Raw genomic sequence first — 24,187 nt, 5'->3', positions numbered from 1 at the left:
TTGAGATACAGGTAAAGGATGTGGACCTTATTTGATTAAATCCGTAGAAGCAATTTATAATGATAAAGAAAGTAGTTCGAATAGTATTATGGACCTTGGCCATACTTCTGGTAATAACAGGGAGTTTGGCATATTATGTCAGCCGACAGATGGGCAGTTTGGATTCTCTTGAAGACCGCAAGGCAAGATTCTCCGGATTGGCATATTATGATGCAGAAGACGATGCGTTTATAAGTCCGGAGCCATTGCCCTATTTTCCGGAACAAACCACAGGGGGAGACCCAGGGCCTTTGCGCTTCTTTAAAACTTCACCCAATGCGCCGGAATTTCCATTGCCCAAACAGATGATAACCAAATCTGATTTTTCAGAAACGCCTTCAGATTTTGCAGCCTTGTGGATTGGGCATTCTTCCTTTATTCTTGAACTTGACGGGAAACGAATCCTATTCGATCCGGTTTTTGAAAATGGTGGTCCCCTCCCGTTTATACTCAGAAGGTTTGACGTGTCTCCCATCAAACGAGAGGAACTGCCCGAGATTGATTTAGTAGTCATCACCCACGATCATTATGATCATTTGGAGGCTTCTACCATGAGATTCCTAGCATCTAGAAACACAGAATTTCTCGTGCCTCTTGGTGTAGGTGCAAGATTGGAAAGCTGGGGTATTCAGAAAAACAACATCAGCGAGTTGGGTTGGCATGAAGCCAAGACTGTTGGTTCTTTGCAAATAACTGCTCTTCCGGGGATACACTATACAAGTAGGAGTTTTAATGATAGAAATAAAACCCTTTGGGCTTCTTTTGTAATTAAAGGGGATGAGAAAAATCTATTTATAAGCGGTGATACAGGTTATGGTTCACATCTAAAAGATATAGGAGATGAATATGGTCCCTTCGACCTGGCTTTTGTGGAAATAGATGGCTGGAACAAGGGATGGCCTTTGACCCACCTATTCCCTGATGAGGTCATTCAGTTATGTCAGGATATAGATACCCAACTCATGTTTCCCATACATTGGGGGGTCTTTGATTTGGCCTTACACCCATGGGATGAATCTATCCAAATGGTAGCTGAACTGGCTGCAGAAAATGACATCAAAATGGTGACCCCTATTATGGGGGAAAGGATTATACCCGGTCTTAGCCCAACAAACAAGTGGTGGGAAAACCTAAAAAAGTGACAGTTAATCAAGTAAGATTAGCTATCACTTCATTCTTTTCTCTTGTTGCTTCAATCCATCTTCCTATTTGGCGTATAAGGTGCGCCTACCTCTTCTAATTTGAGCTCGAACTCAGCCAATTTATTGAAAAAGAAGGAAGCCTCCTGCAGGTATTGCTCAAACTCAGTTTGTGCGATTTCAATATTGCGCTTCTGTGTGGCTGTAGGCGATTCAGTGGTATCCCAATGCCCATAAATTACACCCCCTACCCTGTTCATAATGGATGGTATGGTAGATTCATCTTTACTTTGAAGTACCATGTCCCCCGTTAATACGGTTCGCAGTTCGAATAGCTTGGTATTGAGTTCTGTCCATTGGCCAAAAAGTTCCTCGGAAGCATTCGGGGTCTTGGTCAATGCTGCTTTGATGTAGCGAAGCTTATTTCCAGCCTCTCCCAATTGCCGTGCAGCACTTGATGTCCTTCTGGAAAGTTCACTGGTTTGCTTTTTGAATCCCGCCATCTCCTCGTAATTGATTTCTCTTGGATGTACTGGCTTTAAAGTGAATTCTTGTGCTTCTCCTTGCGGTTCCAAAGCCCCGTTATCCATCACATAAAGACTTACACTGTATTTTCCTGGTGCGACCAATGGTCCTTCCGGATCACTTGCCCATGGAGGTTGGAAATCCGGTACGGTTAGATTGATAGGGTTGGGTGGAGCTAATCTCAAATCCCAACTTGCCCGGTGCAGGCCCGTTTGGGAGATTCCATCTATCCACCGGATAGGTTCTCCTTTGTCATCTCTGACCAAAAGCATTACCTTGGGTTCCTCTTCTATTGCCTCTCTTCTCAACTGATCCCAGCCCGGAGAGGGGATATTACTTTTTTGGGCATTCAGGTTTTTTTCTTTTTCCTTTCGCTGCGCTTTTTCTGTTTTGGGTAATTCCTTGATGTAATAGGTGAATACTGCACCGAAAGGTGGGTTGTCACTGACAAAACTGTCTGATCCTTGGGAGGGCATCCCTTTTGCCTGAAAAGGCACACTGGGAACATACCACCAAGCATCCCTTACGGGTAGCACTTTATTGGAATTGGTTTGAGCCAATTTATTGATTTCCCTTAAGGGAGAGTAATCATCCAAGATATAAACTCCACGTCCAAAACTAGCGCCTACTAAATCATTGTCTCTGGCATGTAATTCAATATCGCGGAAAGGAATAGTGGGTACACCTGCATGCAGCTTGACCCAATTTGTACCTTTATTTACCGAAAAGTACATCCCATATTCTGTCCCGATGAACAGTAAATTTTCATCTATGTGGTCTTGCTTGATTACCCATACGATGGTTTTCTCAGGTAAGTCTCCAGCAATGGAACGCCAGGTTTTCCCTATGTCCGTACTTATAAAAATATGAGTGGAATAATCCCCCATTTGGTGTCCATCTGCTACGGCAAATACGGTATTGACATCATGTGGAGAAGCATGTACATGGTTGATAAATGTTAATTCCGGAACCTTGGGAAGGCTTCCGGCCTTCCGCCAATTCTGTCCATCGTCTTCGCTTACATAGATCAGTCCATCATCTGAACCGGTGTAAAGCAAGCCTGCCTGCAAAGCTGATTCGGAAATGCTGGTCAATGTTGCAAATTTTGACATGGCCCCATTGTCATACAAGGCGTCAATACTGGGTATGCGATCTATCATTTCCAACTCATACCGGCTGGTATTTGTCGTCAGGTCACCACTGATCGCTGTCCAGGAATTTCCGCGGTCAGTACTTTTCCAAACCCTTTGGGACCCAAAATAAAGGGTTTTATGGTCATGAGCACTAATTTGTAAGGGGCTATCCCAGTTCCATCGTTCTGCTGGATCACCAGGTGCAGGTTGTGGCTGAATATTTAACACTTCGCCCGTGGTTCTGTTGTGTCGGTGTAAAAGCCCCTGTTGAATTTCCATATACACGGTATTTGGGTCTTCTGGATCAAAGGCTGCATCATAGCCATCTGCGCCTAGAGGAACATACCAGTCCTGATTGCGCACCCCTTCTATATTGGTGGTTCTGCTTGGACCCAGCAATGTTCCAAGATCCTGTGCACCCACCACTATGTTGTAGAATGGTTCTGTATTATCCAGTCCCAATTTGTAAAACTGTGAAACCGGCAGGTTTGGGAAAAGCCTCCAAGTAGCCCCCTCATCAAAAGATTCATACAAGCCCCCGTCTGTCCCTACAATCAAATGCTGACCATTGCTCGGATCAATCCATAAGGCATGGTTATCGCTGTGTTTTCCCCTGCCGGTTTCCCCATAATCGAAGGTCTTTCCCCCATCCCGGGTGACATGTATGAATACATCCATTTGGTAAACCAGGTCAGGATTGCTGGGGGAAGCTTCTATTTCCTGGTAGTAGTGTGGACCTGTTCCTCCTGAAATATAACTGTTGCGTTTCTCCCAGCTTTCCCCCTTGTCTGTGGATCTGTAAAAGCCTTTATTGGCATTGTCGGATTCTATGGTGGCATATACCAGTTGTGGATCAGCGGGAGTCACTGCCAAACCTATTTTACCCATATCACTTTGAGGCAAACCATTACTTATCTTTCTCCAAGTCTCTCCGCCATCCGAAGATTTAAAAATCCCGGAATTTGGTCCACCGGCAAGAAAAGCCCAGGTTTTTCTTCTTCTTTGGTAGGCAGCTGCATAAATGACATCGGGGTTTGAAGGATCAAATTCTGCGTCTGTTATCCCAGTATCTTCATCTATTTCCAGTACCAAATCCCAGCTTTTACCCCCATCCTTGGTTTTGTATAAGCCGCGTTGGCCTCCTGATGACCATAATGGACCTTCAGCAGCCACATAGACCACATTAGAGTTTCTGGGGTCGATCAGTATTCTCCCTATATGCTCGGAGTTTTTTAGGCCCATCTGTTGCCAGGTGGCACCGCCATCCTTGCTTTTGTACACTCCATCTCCCCAACCTACATGGCGTCCACTCACATTTTCACCTGTGCCTACCCACACTATTTCAGGGTTGTTGGGATCCAAGGCTACGGTGCCTATGGAATAAGAGGGTTGCGCATCAAATACAGGCGTCCATGTAGTCCCACTGTTGGTAGTTTTCCATAAGCCTCCGGAGCCCACTGCAACATACCAGGTACTGCTATGGAGGGGATTTACCGCGATGTCGGCAATTCTTCCGCCCATTACTGCAGGGCCTATTCCCCTAAGCTTGAGCCCCTTGGCCACTTCTGAAGCCAAATCATTCTGATTGGATTGTGCCAAAACAGGAGATCTGTAAAACGAAAAAATAAGAATTGCTGTGAAAATAAGATTGAGTAAGGTTCTGTGCATAATTAGATCGAATTATTGATTTTTAATTTACAAGAAAAATTATGCTCTTCGGAACCTTTTATCAAAAAAGAAAGATCAGATTTCTTAAAAACTGTTCAGTAATTTCATTTTTTTCCTGAAGAAATAGAGAGCAGTTTGGCCATAACAACTGGAGGATATAAGATTCCCAATACCGATAATTAAACTGCAAGAATTTTTGCAACTACAGCCTGCCTCTATATGTTACCAAATCCTTTTTTCTTTCGGGTATATATTGTAATCCTTATAACCTAGATTGAACATAAAGGGCTCATTGGGTGTTTTTAAGGTTATTCATTAGAATGGAATCGCAAAGGAGTCAATTGCTGAAATAAAGTCCTAAAGCAAATGGATAATAGAGGCGATTTAGGAATTTGCGAGGATTTTAATAGAATAAAGAAGTGCCTAATTGAGCATATAAATCCTTAAATTTTAATTTTAACCTGTGTCAAATAAAACATTTTAATTAATCTTACTTTATTTATGAATCAGATTACTACTTGCAGTTTTTTTAAGGTTAAAGGCTTTTCGGATAAGTGGTGGGCATTTAAGCAGATGAAGAAGGGTTACAATAGTTTAAAAGATGTCCCTGGCCTAGCTTTTTACAAACTATTAGGCTCTGGTGGAAAGAATGGGTTCAGTTCCATACCCAATTTTGGCACTTATGTTCTTTTTTGTGTTTGGGAGTCTGAAGAATATGCTCGTGGTTTGTTTAAGGAAAATCCCCTTTATGAAGTTTATCAAAAAAGGAGTATTGAAAACTTTACTGCGTATCTCAATGCTGCAGAATCTCATGGCTCTTGGGATGGGGTACAGCCATTTATTAAAAGCAGTACAATGGAACCCAATAAGCCGGTGGTTGTACTGACTAGGGCGCGCATACATTTTAATAAACTATGGTCTTTTTGGAGTAAGGTTGGAAAGGTAAGCCGAAGCTTGGAAAGCTACGATGGATTGGAATTATCCATTGGTGTAGGCGAGTGGCCATTGATTCAGCAGGCCACATTAAGTTTTTGGAGCACGCAGGCTGAAATGCTGGATTACGCCTATAAAAACAAGAGGCATAAAGAGGTTATTTTGCTTACCAAAAAACTCAATTGGTACAAAGAAGAAATGTTTGCCCGTTTTGTACCTTATAAGTTTGAAGGAGTATGGCTAGGTAAAAACATAAATGAAATATTGAGCAAAGAAGAGAAGGATTCAATAGGTGCCTAACTGCAATGCAAGTTAAAATTTTTCATTAAATTATAAGTTATTGGAATTTATCAATGATTTTTTACTAAAGGCACAATGTGAGTTGAGTCTCTAAGTTCCAGTTGAAATTGGCCTACATTTGAAGCGTTTTACTGAATAAATCAAAATTCGGTAAAGAAGGGATCTAAGACCAAAAAGACACCATGGATGTAGAGATTTTATCGCGTATTCAGTTTGCATTTACTGTAGCTTTCCATTATATATTTCCGCCATTGAGTATTGGGCTAGGTTTGTTAATGGTAGTTTTCGAAACCCAATATATCCGTACAAAAAAGAAAGAGTATGAGATCCTCGCCAAGTTTTGGACGAAGATATTTGCGATCACTTTCGGCATAGGCGTGGCGACGGGCATTGTGATGGAATTTGAGTTTGGGACCAATTGGGCCACTTATTCCCGTTATGTGGGAGATATCTTTGGCAGTGCATTGGCGGCAGAAGGTATTTTTGCATTTGCGTTGGAAAGTAGCGCTTTGGGTATTTTACTTTTTGGCTGGAACCGAGTCAAACCTTGGGTACACCTCTTGGCAACATGGGCAGTGTTTTTGGGTTCTATGTTTTCAGCAGTTTGGATAGTAGTGGCCAACTCCTGGCAGCAAACACCTGCCGGGTACCATATTGTGGGAGAGGGCATGCAGGCCAGAGCAGAAATTGTTGATTTTTGGGCCATGGTTTTTAATCCCTCCTCTGTTGACAGGTTGACGCATGTATGGATCGGAGCATTTCTGGCAGGAGCTTTTTTTATATTGAGCGTGCATGCTTATTATATCCTGAAAGGCCGTTTTGTGGTGATGTCCAAGAAAGCCTTCAAGATTACCTTGGTAGTTGCAGTTATAGCATCCCTGATGCAATTGTTTACCGGTCATAATTCCGCCGAGGGCGTAGCGGTAAATCAGCCTGCAAAGTTAGCTGCTTTGGAAGGGCACTTTGATGCTGAAGGACCTGCCAATCTGTATTTGCTGGGCTGGGTAGATAAAGAAAGCCAGGTGGTAACAGGTTTAAAACTTCCCGGTGGATTGTCATTCATGTTGCATCAGGATTTTGAGGCTCCCATAACAGGCCTTAATGCTTTTCCAGTAGAAGACCGCCCTTCTCAGGTCAATGCCGTTTTCCAATTTTACCACTTCATGGTGGCCATAGGAATGTTTTTGATTGCCTTGAGTTTATTTGCATTATGGCATTGGTGGAGAGGAACTTTATTTGACCATAAATGGCTGTTGTGGACATTTGTATTGACCGCAATTCTTCCCCAATTGGCCAACCAATTTGGATGGTTTGCGGCGGAAATGGGAAGGCAGCCCTGGGTGGTATACGGTTTATTAAGAACCTCTGATGCTCTGTCCAAAAGCGTACATGCCAATCAGGTATTATTCTCTTTGTTTTTATTCATCTTTGTTTATGGGATTCTTTTTATCCTATTTATCTACCTTATGAATAAGGCCATTCAAAAGGGTCCATCAGCGGATATTGATTCGGGTGAAGGGGGTTTAAATAGAGATATTGCTGATGTAATTTCAAAACAATAAGTAAGGATGGAGACTTTATTTGGAATAGATTATCCCACTTGGTGGTTTTTGGTTGTTGGTGCATTATTTTCAGGATATGCTATTTTAGATGGGTTTGATTTTGGAGCAGGCGCATGGCATATTTTTTTCAGAAGAGAAAGTAGTAGGCAAACAGCCTTAAAAGCCATTGACCCCACTTGGCATGGCAATGAAGTTTGGTTGGTAATAGGCGGAGGGACTTTGTTTGCAGGATTTCCTGTTTTTTATGGAACGCTCTTTTCAGCGATGTATACCCCTTTTATTCTCTTTTTAATGTTTATCATTTTCAGGGGTATTTCCATCAAATTCCGAAATATGGAAGAGATGCCCTGGTGGAGAAAAATGTGGGATTGGAGCTATTCCATATCCAGTATTATGCTGGCTTTTTTGCTTGGTGTGGTATTGGGGAATATTTTGAATGGTATGCCACTTGACGAAAATTACGAATATATAGGAGAGGGGTTTTTTGAATTTCTAAATCCCTTTTCCATTCTGGTAGGAGTGAGCAGTGTGGCGCTGTTTATGATGCATGGCGCTGTTTATTTGTTATTGAAGACAGAGGGTCAGCTTTACAATAGAGTACAAGGTTTCTTAAAGAAGGGCATGGTATTTTTTATAGTTTCTTATCTCATTACTACTATTTATGGTTTAATGAACTTGAATCATTTATTGTTAGTTTTTAGAGAAAATCAAATATTGTTTGTAGTGCCGTTACTTGTATTCTTAAGTATTGCAAATGTTCCCAGACTTGCAAGTAAAGAAAAATACGGATGGGCCTTTATTTTTACCAGTATTACCATCGCTTTACTGCTGGTCATTGTTGCCTTCGAACTTTATCCAAGGTTATTATGGTCCAATGGCGTTGAAGCAAATAGTATCACGATTTACAATGCTGCGGCCTCTACCAAGACCCTTAAAATCATGATGGGATTTGTAGCAGTAGGAGGTCCCTTGGTGCTTATGTACAGTTATTTTGTTTATAGGACATTTTGGGGCAGGGTACGTTCAGATTCAGAAGGATATTAAGAGCCAAGGGTTTTTTAGGTTAAAAACAATTATTTTTATGATACCTCCTTTTTTGGCGGATTAGGAATTTGATAAAACCTGCTTTACCCAAGTTTCTGCTTCCTGTTCTTTTTCAAAAACTTCATAAGGAACAGGCTGCTTTTGCAAAGAGAAAATCATTTTTAATATGGCACGTATTGCTGCATTGGGAATGAAGTAGGCGGTTCCTGCGCAATATTTTTGCATAAGCTCTTTGTTTTCTTTGAGCCAATGCGCCTGCTTTTTTTGATGGGAAAAAGAGGGAATGGTAGCTTTGGAAGCATCAAATATGATTGCCAATCGTTTTTCAAAACGGTAACATGCCTTGGTTTGGGCCAAGTAAGCTTCGAAATTTTGATCGGTACTTTTATTTCCGGTAAATCGAATTCGCACAAGTGGGAATTCAGTCTCGTCGATAGTTGCGTAGGTTTTCATATGCTAAAAACCCCTTAAAAGGAAAAGTGTTTTATTGTGAAAATGAAGTGTAATATGTATCATGCAATATCTTTGAGTATAGGATTTGAATTTATTGGGAATTAAAGACAGAAAAATGCGCATACTATTTACAGGAGGGTCTGGAAAAGCCGGCAAACATGCAGTGCAATATTTGTTGGATCAAGGTCATCGGGTACTTAATGTAGATTTAAAACCCTTGGATTTACCGGGGGTCAATAGTTTGATTGCCGATATTACAGACTCCGGTCAAATGTTCAATGCGATGACCTCTTACACCTGGTTTGATGAATTGGAAGCTGGTACTGGAGTGCCCAAATTTGATGCGGTAGTGCATTTTGCAGCAGTGCCCAGGATTTTGATCAACCCTGATAATGAAACTTTCCGTGTCAATACTCTAGGAACTTATAATGTCATAGAAGCAGCAGTCAAGGTGGGGATTAAGAAAATTATTATTGCATCCTCAGAGACCACTTATGGGGTATGTTTTTCAGATGGGAAAACCAATCCTGATTTTCTCCCTATAGTGGAAGAATATGACGTCAATCCTATGGACACCTATGCCTTGTCCAAGGTTTTGAATGAAAAAACAGCAAGAAGCTTTCAACGTCGTTCGGGTGTGGATATTTATGCTTTGAGGATTGGGAATGTGATTGAGCCCCATGAATACGCAGAATCTTTCCCATATTTTCTAAAAAACCCTGAAGTCAGGAGAAGAATGTTTTTTAACTACATCGATGCCAGGGATCTGGGTCAGATAGTGGACTTATGTTTGAAAAAAGATGGACTGGGTTATCAGGTTTTCAATGCCGTAAATGATCATAATGTTGCCACGCTTTCCGCAAAGGAATTGGCCGATAGGTTTTTTCCTGGCGTACCGCTTACCCGTGCATTGGAAGGGCATGAAGCTCTGTATTCCAACCAAAAAATCCGCGAAATCTTGGGTTTTAAAGAGCAGCACAATTGGAGAAAATATATAGGGGGTGATTGATATCAATTCTTTCAGTAAAGTGAAATGGCTGATTAATCTTTCCCAGTGGTGTAGCGTATAATAAATACGCTATCTTTAGTGGCTAGTCAAAATCATATTTTCGGATCAAAATTTCATGATAATTTTCAAGAGGTCCTCTTTATAAATTTTACCAATAGGAATAACCTTCTTTTGGATTTCTAAATGGGATTCAGTGACTGCATCCAATTTTTTGACATTGACCACGTAGGACCTGTGAACCCTGAGAAAGTAATTGCTGGACAATTTTTGACAAAAGGTATTCATAGGACTGACAATCAGGTAATTTTGGTCTGTGGTAATGATATTACAATAGTTTCTTTCTGCTTCAATGTATAATATTTCATCGAGCATTACCTTAATGAGTTTATTTTGGCTTCGTATAAATATTCGGTCTTCTAGGGTTTCTATCAAACTGTTATCGTTTGCAGAATTATACTTCTTTTCTGTAACTTTTTCTACTACCAGTGCAATTGTCCTTTCTAGGTTCAGTTTATTGAAGGGTTTTGAAATAAAAGCATAGGGATGGGTTTCTTTTGCTTTTTGAAAGGTTGCCTCATCTGCATTGGCTGTGAGATAAATCAAAGGAATATCAAAATATTCTTGAATGGATTTGGCAGTTTCAGTACCATCCAATTTTCCTTTGAGATTGATATCCATCAGTATAATGTCCGGCTGGTTTTCCTTAGCATGGTTGATGGCATCTTCCCCACGTGATTCAATACCAGTGACCTCATAACCGAGTTTTGAAAGCTGCAGAGAAATATTCGCAGCAATAATCATATCATCCTCTACTATCAAAATTCTTGTTTTTTCGCTCATGCTGCCTTTGCTAAGTGAAACTCAAAAAATATTTGGGTTCCTTTTGTGGTAATCAAAGTCATTTTTCCATCCAATTGTTTGGTCAATAAATTCACAAGCTGTGTTCCAAAACCAGTTCCTTTGCTTTCGGATTCCCTATCAAATCCGATTCCATCATCGGTTACTTTCAGATGAAGATGGGAATTGAACTCGGAAAGACTGACGGTAATTTTTCCATTTCCGTTACCTGGGAAGGCATATTTGAGTGAATTGGTAACCAATTCATTGACGATCAATCCGATCGGGATTGCCCTGTCCACATCAAGTTCAAATGGCTCCATAGCACATTCGAATGTGACTCTTTTATTGGCGTCAAATGTATCAATAATATACCTCCCCAAATTGAAGAAATATTGTTTCATTTCAATAGCGGCTAAATTGTCCCCCTGATACAGGTTTTGGTGGATCATACCCATGCTTTGGACCCTATTTTGGCTTTCTATCATGATGTCCTGAAGCTCTTGGTCCTCAATTTGGGCAGTTTGTAGTGAAAGTAGACTGGAGATGGTCTCCAGGTTGTTTTTTACCCTATGGTGTATTTCTTTTAATAAAAATTCTTTTTCCCTGTTCTTCTTTTCCAAAAGAAAGCTGTACTTCTTTCTTTTTACAAATACCCGGTAAAGGAAGAATAAGAAAAAAACCATTAAGCCGGTAAGTAGAAGCGTAAAAGCCTGTATGTTGGCTTGTTGTTTCAATTTTGCCGTCTGAAGGGAAATGGTGCTTTCTTTTTGCGATACATCTAATTCAGTTTGTAACTGAGCAATTCTTTGATCGGCTTCTGAATTAAAAACCTGTGCATTCAATTCATGGAATTTTTTATAGGCCTCAAATGATTTTATGATATTGTTCTGTCCCTCATAGGCCTTGCTTAACTCCTGATAAATCAGACTCAAATAGAACCTGTCACCAAAAAATTCTCCGGCAGTATTTAAACTTCTCAGTAAGTAGGTTTCTGCTGATGGATAATCCTGCACCAAATTTTTCGCTTGTCCAAGGGAAAGTAAGGAACGGACAACCATAAAATCATTTTGCAACAATTCTGCATATTTTAGGGCCTCTTGGCCGGATTTTTCAGCATTTTCAAAATCACCGATTTGTGAATATAATGCCGTAAGGGCAATATAAGTATCGCTGAGATTGTTATAAAACCCATATTTCTCACCGATCATGGCGGATCTTTTGAAATAGGTCAATGCCTCATCATATCGTTGAAGCTCTACCAGATTATTGCCCAACACATGCAGGGTAAAATCAAAATCCAGGTCATACAAACCTCTTTCCTCAAACAGAGCAATAGAATTTTTTCCATATTCGGCCCCCTTTTCAAATTTTCCCTGTTTCCAAAACAGGTTGCTCATATCTGAATAGGCCATAGCCATCGCTTTCTTATCCAGATTTTTTTCTCCCAATTTTAAAGTTTGGGTGGCATATTCAAAGGCCTTGCTCAAATCCCCTCTTCGTTCATGGACATAACCTAAGTTGGTCAGTAGCAGCCAAGCTTCTTCTTCGGGAATTTTTTCTTTGGCACTGAGAAGTACCAGCTCTGCTTGATCTAATTCTTCCATTCTTAGCAAGATAGCTCCCTGAGTAACCTGCATTCTTCCTTCCCAAAGTTTATGCTTTACTTTCCTTACTTCTTCTAATCCTTGATGGATGATTTCCAGTGATTTGTTCAAGTTTCTGCTGTGGTAATGGTAAGCAAGGTCATTGATCATTAGGAATCGTAAACTGTCCTTTTGAAAGGACTTGAGGGATGCTTCAAGATTATCCAAGTATTCGGTTCCAAAATCGTCGGTATCAATAAAAACCCTTTCATATTGAATTGCTCCCTTTCGATCTGCCATTTGTCCTTGAAGATAGAAAGGGAGAAAAAGTAATAAAAAAAGAAAGGATTTCTTCATTTAATAAATATAAGCTAAAAAGTCTTTGATAATCAATTAAATGCATGTTAAAAACAACGTTCGGTAAAAAAATCCCCTCTTTGGGACAATCATAGGCATCGTTCGTCCTAAACCATTAGAAAAGATGATTCTAAATTATGAATTTGTTCTAAAATATAATGAATAACCCTTTTTGAATAAACACAGTTAATTTAGTTGATAAGATCGGGTGGCGGCAATTTGGGTGAATATTTTTTTTTGCCAATGCCCGGTTTTTTCCTTCTTAAGGTTTAGCCCAAATTACTTAGGGAGAAGTTTGAAAAAAGGGTATTTAGGGCCACCTATATTTATAAGTTTGGCAATAGCAAGATCAAAGGAAACAGAGATAGAAAAGTAGGTTCCCAAGAGGAAAAGAGAAGGGTTACCACCAATTGATCATTTTTTCATTGGGAAAGTAAATCCATGCATTGGGACAGTAAAGGTGTCGTTTCGTCCTTGATGATTTCGAGTTGAATAAAATAAAAATTAGCTTCATGTATAACCCACAGACTTTTGGATTGGCAAATGATAAGCCAAACCTGTTGTGATTTAAAAAGAAATAGTTTCCGCGGGGTAGCCGAAAACCACCTAGAGTAAGCAAGTTTTAAACTAAAAAAATAAACATGAATTCAGAAAAACCCGATTATTTCTGCCTTAGACCCGAAGTCGAAAAAGCCTACGGCTATTCCCATGCCGTTAGGATTGGCAACAGTATCAAAGTTTCCGGTGCTGTCAGCATGGATGATGAAGGGGGGCCAACTGCAGTGGGCGATTTTCTCGAGCAGATGAAAAACTGCTATTCGGATCTGGAAAAAGTATTGGCACACTATGGCTGCACCTTTGACGATGTGGTCGTAGAGAATGTCTTTACCACGGATATGCCGGCATTTTTAGAACATGCTGAATATCGGAATTCCATCTATACGCAGCATTTTCCTACAGGAACCTGGTTGGAAGTCAAAGGCTTGGCTTTGCCGGAATTCTTGATAGAAATCGAGTTGGAAGTGCATAAAGCATAAGAACCAACTTTCCAAAAGTTCCAAACTTTGGGAAGGTTAACAATCAAATTAACAATTTAAACCAGAAAGAATCCTATGAAAACACATGAAGATGATTTAAAAAATGCCACCCAAAACCGGGCTGTCATAGATGGGCTTTATAAAGCTTTTGCTAAAGGTGATATTCCTACAGTACTTGGTGCTATGGATCCAAATATAGTCTGGAATGAAGCCGAAGGCAATGCCTATGCAGATGGTAACCCTTACAAAGGGCCTGAAGCTGTCTTGAATGGCGTTTTTGGCCGAATAATGCAGGAACATGAATATTTTAATTTGGTAGATATCGAGCTGCACGAGATGTTCAACGATAAAGTGTTGGCCACTTTGCGCTATGATGCCAAATCCAAGAACGGAAAAAGTTATAATGCCCAAGTGGCCCATTTCTGGACATTGAAGGACGGGAAAGTAGCTGCTTTTCAGCAGTATGTGGATACCAAAAAATTAAGTGAGGCTTTGAATTAGTGAATTCAAGGGAAATCCTTTTTGATTAAGTTTGACAATGTCCAAGATAAAGCCAATCACATTCATACTGTGTGGAGAGATTTTGACGGAGATTTCGGTAGGGATATGATTAGAGAACATTATAAGAATTCGGATCATCATAAACATGATAAATAAAAATGCCTAAAAATGTATTGAAGTCATAAACTGCGGTATATGGCTCATTTACAAAACCAGTATCTGACAAAAGCGAAATTATAACCTTGGAAAAAACTCCATAAACCACATTTTAAAAACCATGGCAAAAAACATCACCCTTGTTCCCGATACGCCCAAATCCTGGCTGGTACTAATGGCTTGGGCTTTCCTGATCATCTTTGCAGGCAAGTTTATCATCAATGATGCCCTGCCCTATTACGGGTTTGATGAGGAGGTATATGGCAGGTTTTGGATCATGAAATGGCCACTGATCGGTCATATTTCAGGTGGACTGATTGCTTTGATTATTGGGCCTTTTCAGTTTTGGACAGCTTTTAGAAACAGATATATCAAATTACACCGGTCGATGGGGTTGGCCTACATCACAGCTATCCTGATTGGAACCATCAGTTCGGTTAATATGGCCTTAACAACAGGTATGGCCGTTCATTGGACCTGGGCACTCTCCTTGATCGGATTGGCTTTTGCATGGATTTCCACCACCGGATTGGCTTTCAGATTTATCCTCTTGGGGCGGATTCAAATGCACAAGGAATGGATGGTCAGAAGTTATGTGGTCACTTTTGCCTTTGTACTATTCAGATGGCTGAACAGCACCCCGGTTTTTGTGGAAATGGGAAATTTCATCGAAAGAGGGCCGACCATGATCTGGGTTTCCTGGGTCATTCCGCTTTTTATTACCGAGATGATTCTTCAGTGGAATAAGAAATGAAGAAGAACAACTAAAATCAGGAAAAACCTGATTCCGAATCGTATTGTAAAAACTCACCATGTCAAACCACCAACCCACTAAGCACCATGTTAAAGAAAATTATCTTCGGAATTCTTATCCTCCTTGTTGTAGTCATTAGAGGAATGTTGATAAAACAATCAAGCTATAAGAAAATTGGATATTAATCGATATTGTTGAAAAGACCATCAAAATAAATCCAGCATCTTGCCCTTTGAAAAATTTCGAATATTAATTTTAAAGCCTAACGCTTTCAATTGAAATTGAACAAATATGAAATCACTTGTATTATCATCTTTCTTTATCCTTTTTACCATTAATCTTTTTGCGCAGGTTCGCTTTTCCACCGACGCAATCAGCGTCAATGAAAAACGTATCGACCAGCGGATTCAGGAGTTTGCCAAATTCGGAATAAATGATCAAGGAGAGCCTTTTCGGGTTGCTTATAGTCAAGGGGATATTGAAGGCAGGGCTTACTTTATGGACCTGATGCGAAAGGCAGGTTTGGAAGTGCATATCGATTTTGCAGGCAATATCATTGGAAAAAGAGCAGGTAAAGATCCCTCCAAAAAACCCATTGCCTTTGGTTCACATATCGACATGGTTCCTAATGGGGGCAATTATGATGGGACGCTTGGCTCTTTCACTGCGCTGGAAATCATCGAAGTGTTGAATGAACACAACATTATCACCAATCATCCCTTGGAAGTCATCATCTTCCAAAACGAAGAAGCCGGATTAGTGGGCAGCAGGGCCATGGCCGGTAGACTGAAAATGGATGCCCTCAGCCAAAAGAATGCCAGCGGTTATACCATTGCTGAAGGCACCAAAAGAATCGGGGGTGACCCTGAGCGTTTACCTGGTGCAGCTCGGAAGAAGGGGGATTTGGCGGCATTTATAGAGATACATATCGAGCAAAGCAAGGTACTGGAATCTCGGGGAATTGATGTTGCCATCATTGAAGGGATCGTGGGGATCGAAGATTGGGACATCACCGTGATAGGATTGGCCAACCACGCTGGAAGCACCCCTATGAACGACAGACAGGATGCGCTGATTGCAGCTTCCAAATTGGTATTGGCAGTCAATGAAGTGGTCAACAGCTATGAAGGTGCCCAAGTCGGAAGTGTTGGGAAGATATCTGTGCCATCTGGAGCCCCCAACATTATACCCGGAAAAGTAGAAATGAGCCTGCAGATGCGTGACCTTTCCACCGACAAAATCATGGGGATGTTTGCCGATATTGAGGAACGTGCCAAACAAATTGAAAAAGAAACCAATACCCAAATCGTTTTTGAGCACCTCAATCTATCCTCAACACCTACTTTCGCAAATAAGGAAATCCAGGAGAAAATGATCCAAGCAGCTGAATCCTTGGGGATTTCCTATATGAAAATGCAAAGTGGCGCTGGACATGATACACAGGAAATGGCAGCCTTGGGTCCGATCGGGATGGTTTTTATCCCGAGCAAGGATGGTATCAGCCACAATCCCAAAGAATATTCTTCCCCATCAGAAATGGCCAATGGGGCCAATGTGATGCTGCATACGGTTTTGTTGTTGGATGAAAAGTAGAGGTTAGCGTAGGATAACTTAAGTAGTTCCGTAGGAACGAGCGATGTAATAACCATAGGTTTTTAACCAGTGGTCGTGAAAAAAATGGTATAAAATTAAAGTCCCGTAGGGACGAACGATTTCAAGGGAATGAAATTAAATCGGCCGTCCCTACAGGACTGGCAGAAAAGTCGATCTTATTTTACACTTGTTGAAACAGGTGGTTATTATATCTTTCGTGCCTCTGGCACTTGGATTCAAGCCAATAAAATTTCTGCCGGTATCTTCAAACCCTTGTAAAGTGACTTTATCATACTTAATGAAAGTCTTCATTCTGTTAAGGACCTCACTTACCCGACTTTGACTGCCAAGATATCTTTCCATATCAGCATTGGTCAATCCCATTTTGGGATATGGGTTTGTCAGGTGAAAAATTGCTTTTAAAAAATTCAACCCCTGTCAGGGTTGATAGGATTAAATGTATGACGTGATTTCATGACCAAACATTTCATATGTGGCTAATCAATTTCAACTACTCTGTAGTTGAGGGATTATAGAGATTTTTGAATTGATTTGTCCAAGTTTGATTCCTTAAAAGCTTGCCAGCAGCTGAGAGAAATTAAATCGAACCTTTTCGATTAGATGCTGTCTAAGGGAAATTTTTGAAGGGCTTGGCCGTGGCGTGGAATAAATTCGAATCCTTATTAAGGATGCTTTTAATGGAAAATTCCTGAAGGGAATTAATTTGATTAGCCCGACATGACAATGTGGGGTAAATAAGAGTAATCAGCCCCTGAATTTCCCAACCCTAACGGGGTTGAATTTGAAAAAACCGGGCTGACCAAAAAACAATCACAACAAATATCCCAAATCAAATTGATTTCCCTTCTCTTCCCAAAACCTCTTTCGGAAAATAAAACCCCTCATTGGGGAAGAAATCCATGCAATTCGTCCTAAACAGTCAATTTGTAATCAATTATTTTTTCATATTAAGAGTGTAGAAGCGTCTGCCAAATTTTTTGGTAAAACCACTAATACAAAATCAAGACTAACTCTGAATGAAAAGACATTAATTTTAATAAAGAAAAAAACATGCAAACCATTGATTACCTCCTCACCATCGACCTCAACTATATCGTCTTTGGATTGATTGCGGTATTTTTTACCCTCGAGCAGGTCTTAAATACCCAGTTTTATTTCAAGAATAGACTGGGGCATTTGTGGCAAGCCATTTTGTTTCAGGTGGTGTTTTTTATCGCCAATTTATTCTGGGCCGGCATATTTGTATTTGCGATTGATTGGCTCAATCAAAACCAAATAGGCCTTTTTTACCTAATAAAAACACCAATTTGGCTTAGATTGGTGTTGGGTGTAGCACTTATTGACTTGATGGTCTATTGGTTTCACCGGATGTCCCATACTTTTCCGCTGGTATGGAGATTTCACCGGGTGCATCACAGCGATACAACCATGGATTCTTCCACGTACTTTAGAGCCCATCCGATTGAGGTATTTTTGTGGTTTGGCTCATCTACCATTTTAGCAGCAGGTTTATTTGGCTTAGATATGCTAACCGTGGGGCTTTACTTTTTAGTGGTCACACTTTTTCAAGTGGCCGAGCACGCCAATTTCTGTTATCCGGCCTGGCTGGACAGGACTTTTGGATTGGTTTTCACGACCCCCAATCAGCACAAAATTCACCACGATCAAGACCAATTTTATACGGATTCCAATTTTGCAGACATCTTTATCCTTTGGGACAGGATTTTTGGAACTTATAAGTATAAGCCCGTAGCGCAGGTCAAATTGGGTTTAGTAGAATTTGAAGAACCCAAGAAGCAGACCTTTTGGTATTTGATAAGAAGTCCTTTTATCGACATAGAAAGGAATGAAAAAGATGGATCTACGAAAAATTGAAGCGTTGGCAATTGCCATCCTTGATTGAAAATTAAATCATAAGATAATAACCAAAAAACCAGGTATTCATGAATAAAGGGATTTTTATAACAGTCATTGGTTTTATTGCCTTTGCCTGCACCTCAGCAAAAGAGGAAAAACTTGTTTCTGAAGAAGCCTTGTTGAATGCAGCAAATAATGCTACCGAATGGTTGACTTATGGCTCTAATTATTCTGAAACCCGTTTCAGTAAACTCCATCAAATCAGTGATCAAAATGTCAAAGAATTGGGATTGGCCTGGTATTTTGATATGGATGCTGTTAGAGGAGTTGAAGCCACGCCACTTGTCAGCAATGGCATTATGTATGTAACCGGGCCTTGGAGTATCCTTTATGCCTTGGATGCCCGCACAGGTAAAAAACTATGGGAATACGATCCGAAAGTCCCCAAGGAATATGCGGAAAAGGCTTGCTGTGATGTGGTCAATAGAGGCGCAGCGCTCTACCAAGGAAAGGTTTTTGTTGCCTCATTAGATGGCCGATTAGTGGCCATAGATGACAAAACTGGTGAAAAAATTTGGGAAACCCTGACTGTGGACCAATCGGTTCCTTATACCATCACTGGGGCGCCTCGGGTCATCAAAGGAAATGTAATCATTGGAAACGGTGGTGCAGAATTTGGGGTCAGGGGATATATTTCAGCCTATGATGCAGAGACGGGTAAGCAGGTTTGGAGATTCTATTCTGTTCCCGGCAATCCGGCATTGCCTTTTGAATCCAAAGCCTTGGAAGAGGCTGCCAAAACCTGGACAGGCAATTATTGGGAAGCAGGCGGCGGTGGAACCATGTGGGATGCCATGGCTTATGATCCTGAACTGAATCTGATGTATGTGGGCACCGGTAACGGCTCACCATGGAACAGAAAGCACCGCAGCCCTGACGGAGGTGATAATTTATACCTTTCATCCATCGTCGCCCTCAATCCCGACAACGGAGAATATGTCTGGCACTATCAGACCACACCTGGTGACAATTGGGATTATACAGCTACCCAGCAACTTATTTTAGCTGATCTGGAAATCAAAGGTGTCCAAAGAAAGGTGATCATGCAGGCACCTAAAAATGGATTTTTCTATGTCATTGACCGAACCAATGGGGAGTTTATCTCAGGGGAACCATTTGTGCCGATCAATTGGGCATCCCATATCGATTATGAAACGGGAAGACCCATAGAAACCCCCGAAGCGAGTTATAATGGCAATCCTTTTGAAGCAGTCCCAGGCCCTTTCGGAGCCCATAACTGGCACCCCATGGCTTTCAGTGCTGAGACAGGTTTGGTCTATATTCCTGCCCAAAACTATGGCTTCATCATGTTGGAAGAGACCGATTACAAATTTAATGACCCAAGCCAATCCATGGCATTTGCTAAAGGAAATGGTTGGAATACCGGATTTACAGATGGACCAGGGGAAAGGGAATATCCGAATTTTGGTCGCCTCATTGCCTGGGATCCGGTGGCCCAAAAACAGGTTTGGGCAGCGGAACATATCGCACCATCAAATGGAGGAGTGTTGACCACGGCAGGAAATCTTGTTTTCCAAGGAACAGCAGATGGGCGATTTATTGCTTATAATGCCAAAACCGGAGAAAGAATTTGGGAATCTCCCATGGGCACAGGGGTAATTGCCGCACCGATCACTTATGAGTTAGACGGTGAACAATACATCAGCATAGCGGCAGGTTGGGGAGGAAATGCCGGGTTGGATATTTGGTTTTCAAGTACCAAAACAACCGGCAAAGTTTATACCTTCAAATTGGGAGGAAACGCAAGTATGCCGGTGTTTGATGAACCTGAACCTAAAAAATTGCTGACCGGGGTAAATTATTCCATTTCCGGACCTGAGGAAATTCAACATGGCTTAAAATTATACCTGAACTATTGCACCATCTGCCATGGCATGCCGGGAGCAACCGAAGGTGGTATTTTGCCAAATTTGGGTTATTCCCGACCTGATGTCATTCAGAATCTTCAAACTTATGTACTTGAAGGCCCACTGACAAGTAGAGGAATGCCTAATTTCAAGGGAAGATTAACAAGCGAGGATGTGGAAAAGATTAAAGCATACATTCAGGTTGCGGCTAATGAGTTTAAGTGATATGTATTTCCAAGATGATCACTGATTCTTCTGAAAATTTCAATTTTCTTCGATTCAGTTCAATGCTTTAGTTACCAATAATTAGTTAAAAAGATATGAAAAAAACAGTTTTAGCTTTCATAGGACTATTCCTTTGTTTAGCAGTTTTTGGTCAAACATTGGACGATCAGTATGGGAAAGATGTAGAATCCATAGCCGCCATTATTGATGCCTATTACGAGGTGATTTCAGGCTCAAGTGAAGACCCATGGCAATTTGAAAGGGATAAGTTTCTGCATTCAGCAAATGCGGTGATTATCAGACTGGATGATGAGGGGAATGCTGCATTTAATTCCCTTGAGGCAGAGTATATTCCCATGGGGCTTAATCCCCGAGAAGATTTATATGAAATAGAACTCAAAAGAGAAGTTCGTCACTTTGGAAATATAGGACAAGTCTGGAGCGCTTTTGAGATAAGGAAAGATCCGGAAGTGCCAACCAATCTTCGGGGTTTAAATAGTATCCAGCTTCATTATGAAAAAGGCAGGTGGTATATCGATAGTTGGACCGTTCAGATGGAGTCCATTGATAACTTATTGGTGGAGGAGTTTTTAAATGGTCAATAATATTTTTGATTGATGGTCGGTTGCTAAATGGTTGCGGGTATTCCCCAATGATCATAAAATAGTTTTCCCAATTTGGCCGAAAACTCAAATCCTTCATTGGTAGCATTCAGCGGCTTGGAATCATCGACATCGGTGCATTTCAGACCAATCACATACTCGCTATCCGGGGTAATGAAATAGGCCACATCTCCGCGGTATCCAGTGGTGAAACCTGCTTTGCCGTACAATTCTATTCCGGCATATATCTGAATATATTTTTGGTTATCTGCTATTGACTTAGCCTCTTCGGTAAAAGGACTCCAAGGTAAGAATCTCGCCAATCCATTATCTTCATAATGCTTTGACATGATTTTTTTACAAATTTCTACGGCTTCTTTGGGATATCCAAATTTTTCAGGTGCCGCTAAGACTTCTGCAGCAGTGGCCAAAGATTTAGCCGATGTTTTTATCCAATCTCCTTTTGATACTTCTCCATCCACCTTGGTATCATCTATGCCAATTTTATTCAAAAACGATGTTATAGCTTTTGGACCGCCGACCTCTCTTAAAAGGATATTGGTGGCGGTATTGTCTGAAATGGACATCATTAGGTAAGCCAGAAAAGACAGAGACACTTCATTTCCTGGTATTTCGAACCTCAGGATACCGGAACCAAGTGTTTTATCTTCTTCCGTTAATTTTATTGGAGTCGCCGGGTCTAGTGTGCCATTGGAAACTTTCTCTGCGTAATCCAACAAAATAAAAAATTTGGCTTCACTTGCGGCCAAATGCGTACGCTCACCATCTATATTTATAATTTCTCCTGTAGTGAGATTTTTAGCATAAAGGTGTGCTTCTCCTTTGAAGTCTTTAATCAGTGCCGCCAATTCATTTTCTAAATTCAATTCCTGTATTTCTTCTGCCTTATTTATCCTTGAATTGCATGAAGAAAAAAGGGCTATAGATATAATTGAAGCTATCTTGAAGAGGTTGAGGTTAAAATCAATTGAGCATTTCATATAGGAGGTGGTTGAATTATTTTATGATGATATGATTTTCAACATGGCTTTATCATGTTCTTTAAATGCATTACTTGCTTCCAAATGTTTTTCCATGGCATCCATATCTTCACCGAATACCGTTGCACTAAATTCCCAGGCCCTTTCCATCATTCGGATAAATGCAGAAGGGTCATTTTGACGGGTAAGCCGTCTCAATGCTCCAACATAATCATCACGGTAAACTGTGGGAATTATAATTTTTGTTTGCCCTTGTTTTACTAATTCTGCATTCATCATCACTCTTGCAATCCGCCCATTTCCGTCCAAAAAAGGATGCACCTCACTCACTAAAAACATGATGTAAATGGCTTTGGCAAAGGGATGGGTTAATGCCTGATAATAGTCAAACCCCTTTGTGAGTGTGCCTTTTACCAAGGTGTGATCGACAAAATGGGTTTCACCTGCCCTGTTGTTTTTATCTTTGAACTGCCCCGGTTTTTTGGATGTCCTTGCACTTAATAAAACTTGATGTCGGTACAAAAGTATTTCCAGCATTTGCCCGGGATCTGCCGGGGTGATACTCATTTCGGTTTTATTGCTCACAAGTTCATAAGTTCCCAACACATCATGCGAATCTTCATTACGGGTGGGCATTGGTGTTCCTGTTTCTATAATATGCCTTGCTTCCTCCACTTCAAACTCTGTCCCTTCTATGTAATTGGAAAAATAGGCTTCAAAAAAAGCAAAGTTTCGGAATGATCCGTTACTTGTATTTTTTTCCGGCTGATTAGTGAATTCCTGTTGCTTTAATGCAACAAACAATTTCTCAAATATGGGTAATCTTGCCGGGTCATAAGGATTGCCAAATGCCCTTGCAACTGCCAGTGGAGACGATAATATTTTTGATGGATGTGTAGCAAGTAAAGCGCTGATGAGTTTATTTAATTTTTCAAACTCACTTTTCATATTCAATTTGTCAGCTATTTCCTTTGCCTTATCTCTCAGATCATTTAATCCTTCCTCGCCATTTACCCTGATAATACCTTCAAATCTTTCTTCTATTTCAGGCAGAGTAAGCGTTTTTGATAGTGGTCCTATTTGGCGGCTTACTTGTAAGTTTTCCAATAATGCTCTTTCCGTTTGAGAAGCAAACAATTCACCGGAAAACCGATTATCCCCCTCAATCGCTGCATGACCTTCCATAAACCGAAGGATTATTCCCGGCAGGTTAATTTTTTTTGTGTAAGTGTAAGTAAGAAAAATGTGCCCTTCTGATGTTGGCTTAAATTCCAATGCCGACCTGTGACTGAGTAAGGCTCCGGGATATAATTTACCAAGTATGGCAAATAGGTTTCTTCTAATAATTGTTTCCGGGCTTACTGTAAAATTAGGAGTGTAAATTCGAGGAGCGATTTTCCTCAATTTACCGGCTTTTTCCAGCTTGGAAATTTGTTTGCTTACCTTTGGTTCGCTGGAAGAAAAAACCACTTCCTGAAGATGTATTGGTAAAATATTTTCCATTAAATCAGTTGCTTGATATAAATTTGGAAATTATTTTCCAGTAAAAGTTTATTTTTTGATAATATTTTCCAACATAATCAAATTTGGGTTCAGCAAATATTTTCCATTAAAACGAAAATTATTACGAAAAAGGAAATTATTTTCCAGTAAGCCCATAATAACGGAAAATATTTTCCATTATAAATTACATAGTTCCCTGATTGAATTTTGGAAAAAACAAAAAATCTTAGCCGCTACAGGCTTATACCTTACCACTACCTGCTACCTGTCTTTTGAAATTTATCAAAATCATGGTGCCATTGCTGACATCCTGCATCAGTTTTCCATCAATCTGACGGGTAAGCAGATCCACCAACTGGGTACCAAAACCGGTGCCTTTAGCTTTTTCATCCGAAGATTTACCCACTCCATTATCACTGATTTT

At 40.6% G+C, this 24,187-nt stretch carries 20 protein-coding genes; 13 read left to right on the top strand and 7 right to left on the bottom strand.

Translation table 11 applies throughout. The features are described from left to right. The first annotated feature begins 59 nt into the window (after positions 1–59). On the top strand, positions 60–1,181 hold the full coding sequence (locus QZT73_RS01860; protein WP_291783388.1) for an MBL fold metallo-hydrolase: 1,122 nt from the start codon (positions 60–62) through the stop codon (positions 1,179–1,181). A 50-nt stretch (positions 1,182–1,231) separates the two neighbouring features. On the opposite strand, the gene QZT73_RS01855 is transcribed toward QZT73_RS01860, so the two are convergent. Continuing rightward, positions 1,232–4,504, bottom strand: coding sequence for a glycosyl hydrolase (locus QZT73_RS01855; RefSeq protein WP_291786307.1), 3,273 nt, complete (start codon positions 4,502–4,504; stop codon positions 1,232–1,234). Between the two features lie 501 nt (positions 4,505–5,005). On the opposite strand from QZT73_RS01855, the gene QZT73_RS01850 reads away from it, so the two are divergent. From QZT73_RS01850 to cydB, 3 genes are all read left to right on the top strand, one after another. Further along, positions 5,006–5,737, top strand: coding sequence for a spheroidene monooxygenase (locus QZT73_RS01850; RefSeq protein ID WP_291786304.1), 732 nt, complete (start codon positions 5,006–5,008; stop codon positions 5,735–5,737). Between the two features lie 182 nt (positions 5,738–5,919). Then, positions 5,920–7,299, top strand: coding sequence for a cytochrome ubiquinol oxidase subunit I (locus tag QZT73_RS01845; RefSeq protein ID WP_291783396.1), 1,380 nt, complete (start codon positions 5,920–5,922; stop codon positions 7,297–7,299). 6 nt (positions 7,300–7,305) lie between these two features. Beyond that, positions 7,306–8,343: a cytochrome d ubiquinol oxidase subunit II gene (gene cydB / locus QZT73_RS01840; protein WP_291783399.1), complete on the top strand. Its 1,038-nt coding sequence runs from the start codon at positions 7,306–7,308 to the stop codon at positions 8,341–8,343. 60 nt (positions 8,344–8,403) lie between these two features. Here the strand turns inward: cydB and QZT73_RS01835 are convergent, their stop codons facing one another. Further along, on the bottom strand, positions 8,404–8,796 hold the full coding sequence (locus QZT73_RS01835; RefSeq protein WP_291783402.1) for an STAS/SEC14 domain-containing protein: 393 nt from the start codon (positions 8,794–8,796) through the stop codon (positions 8,404–8,406). A gap of 115 nt (positions 8,797–8,911) precedes the next feature. On the opposite strand from QZT73_RS01835, the gene QZT73_RS01830 reads away from it, so the two are divergent. Then, positions 8,912–9,805: an NAD(P)-dependent oxidoreductase gene (locus QZT73_RS01830; protein WP_291786302.1), complete on the top strand. Its 894-nt coding sequence runs from the start codon at positions 8,912–8,914 to the stop codon at positions 9,803–9,805. A gap of 105 nt (positions 9,806–9,910) precedes the next feature. On the opposite strand, the gene QZT73_RS01825 is transcribed toward QZT73_RS01830, so the two are convergent. Then, positions 9,911–10,645 (bottom strand): response regulator, encoded by a 735-nt coding sequence (locus QZT73_RS01825; protein WP_291785672.1) that lies wholly within the window; start codon positions 10,643–10,645, stop codon positions 9,911–9,913. Beyond that, positions 10,642–12,528 carry a histidine kinase dimerization/phosphoacceptor domain -containing protein gene (locus tag QZT73_RS01820; protein WP_291785673.1) on the bottom strand — a complete coding sequence of 629 codons (1,887 nt, stop codon included), beginning with the start codon at positions 12,526–12,528 and terminating at the stop codon, positions 10,642–10,644. Before QZT73_RS01820 ends, QZT73_RS01825 begins: the two co-directional genes overlap by 4 nt. Before the next feature lie 698 nt (positions 12,529–13,226). Here QZT73_RS01820 and QZT73_RS01815 point away from each other — a divergent pair. From QZT73_RS01815 to QZT73_RS01780, 8 genes are all read left to right on the top strand, one after another. Next, the gene (locus QZT73_RS01815) at positions 13,227–13,622 is read left to right on the top strand and encodes a RidA family protein (protein WP_291785674.1); all 396 of its coding nucleotides are present in this window, start codon (positions 13,227–13,229) and stop codon (positions 13,620–13,622) included. Positions 13,623–13,697: 75 nt separating this feature from the next. Further along, positions 13,698–14,123: a nuclear transport factor 2 family protein gene (locus QZT73_RS01810; protein WP_291785675.1), complete on the top strand. Its 426-nt coding sequence runs from the start codon at positions 13,698–13,700 to the stop codon at positions 14,121–14,123. Between the two features lie 3 nt (positions 14,124–14,126). Beyond that, entirely contained in the window at positions 14,127–14,279 is a 153-nt protein-coding gene (locus QZT73_RS01805) for a DUF3500 domain-containing protein (RefSeq protein ID WP_291786309.1), read from the top strand. 121 nt (positions 14,280–14,400) lie between these two features. After that, complete coding sequence (locus QZT73_RS01800) at positions 14,401–15,033, top strand: DUF2306 domain-containing protein (RefSeq protein WP_291785676.1); 633 nt, start codon at positions 14,401–14,403, stop codon at positions 15,031–15,033. Between the two features lie 291 nt (positions 15,034–15,324). Then, positions 15,325–16,626, top strand: a complete 1,302-nt coding sequence (locus QZT73_RS01795) for a Zn-dependent hydrolase (RefSeq protein WP_291786300.1) — start codon at positions 15,325–15,327, stop codon at positions 16,624–16,626. A 1,071-nt stretch (positions 16,627–17,697) separates the two neighbouring features. After that, positions 17,698–18,522 carry a sterol desaturase family protein gene (locus QZT73_RS01790; protein ID WP_291785678.1) on the top strand — a complete coding sequence of 275 codons (825 nt, stop codon included), beginning with the start codon at positions 17,698–17,700 and terminating at the stop codon, positions 18,520–18,522. Between the two features lie 68 nt (positions 18,523–18,590). Beyond that, entirely contained in the window at positions 18,591–20,657 is a 2,067-nt protein-coding gene (locus tag QZT73_RS01785) for a PQQ-dependent dehydrogenase, methanol/ethanol family (protein ID WP_291786298.1), read from the top strand. A 95-nt stretch (positions 20,658–20,752) separates the two neighbouring features. Further along, positions 20,753–21,262, top strand: a complete 510-nt coding sequence (locus tag QZT73_RS01780) for a hypothetical protein (RefSeq protein ID WP_291781494.1) — start codon at positions 20,753–20,755, stop codon at positions 21,260–21,262. 23 nt (positions 21,263–21,285) lie between these two features. Here QZT73_RS01780 and QZT73_RS01775 read toward each other — a convergent pair whose 3' ends face one another. The 3 genes from QZT73_RS01775 to QZT73_RS01765 form a co-directional block, all read right to left on the bottom strand. Beyond that, the gene (locus tag QZT73_RS01775; RefSeq protein ID WP_291786296.1) at positions 21,286–22,260 is read right to left on the bottom strand and encodes a serine hydrolase; all 975 of its coding nucleotides are present in this window, start codon (positions 22,258–22,260) and stop codon (positions 21,286–21,288) included. Between the two features lie 21 nt (positions 22,261–22,281). Continuing rightward, the gene (locus tag QZT73_RS01770) at positions 22,282–23,763 is read right to left on the bottom strand and encodes a Fic family protein (protein WP_291786295.1); all 1,482 of its coding nucleotides are present in this window, start codon (positions 23,761–23,763) and stop codon (positions 22,282–22,284) included. Between the two features lie 241 nt (positions 23,764–24,004). After that, positions 24,005–24,187: hypothetical protein (locus QZT73_RS01765; protein ID WP_291786293.1), on the bottom strand; the 183-nt coding region annotated here is incomplete at its 5' end.

Source organism: Cecembia sp. (genome assembly GCF_007126775.1).
Lineage (GTDB): Bacteria > Bacteroidota > Bacteroidia > Cytophagales > Cyclobacteriaceae > Cecembia.
Note: the sequence above shows the minus strand (reverse complement) of the source record. Positions and strands in the feature narration are given on the sequence as shown.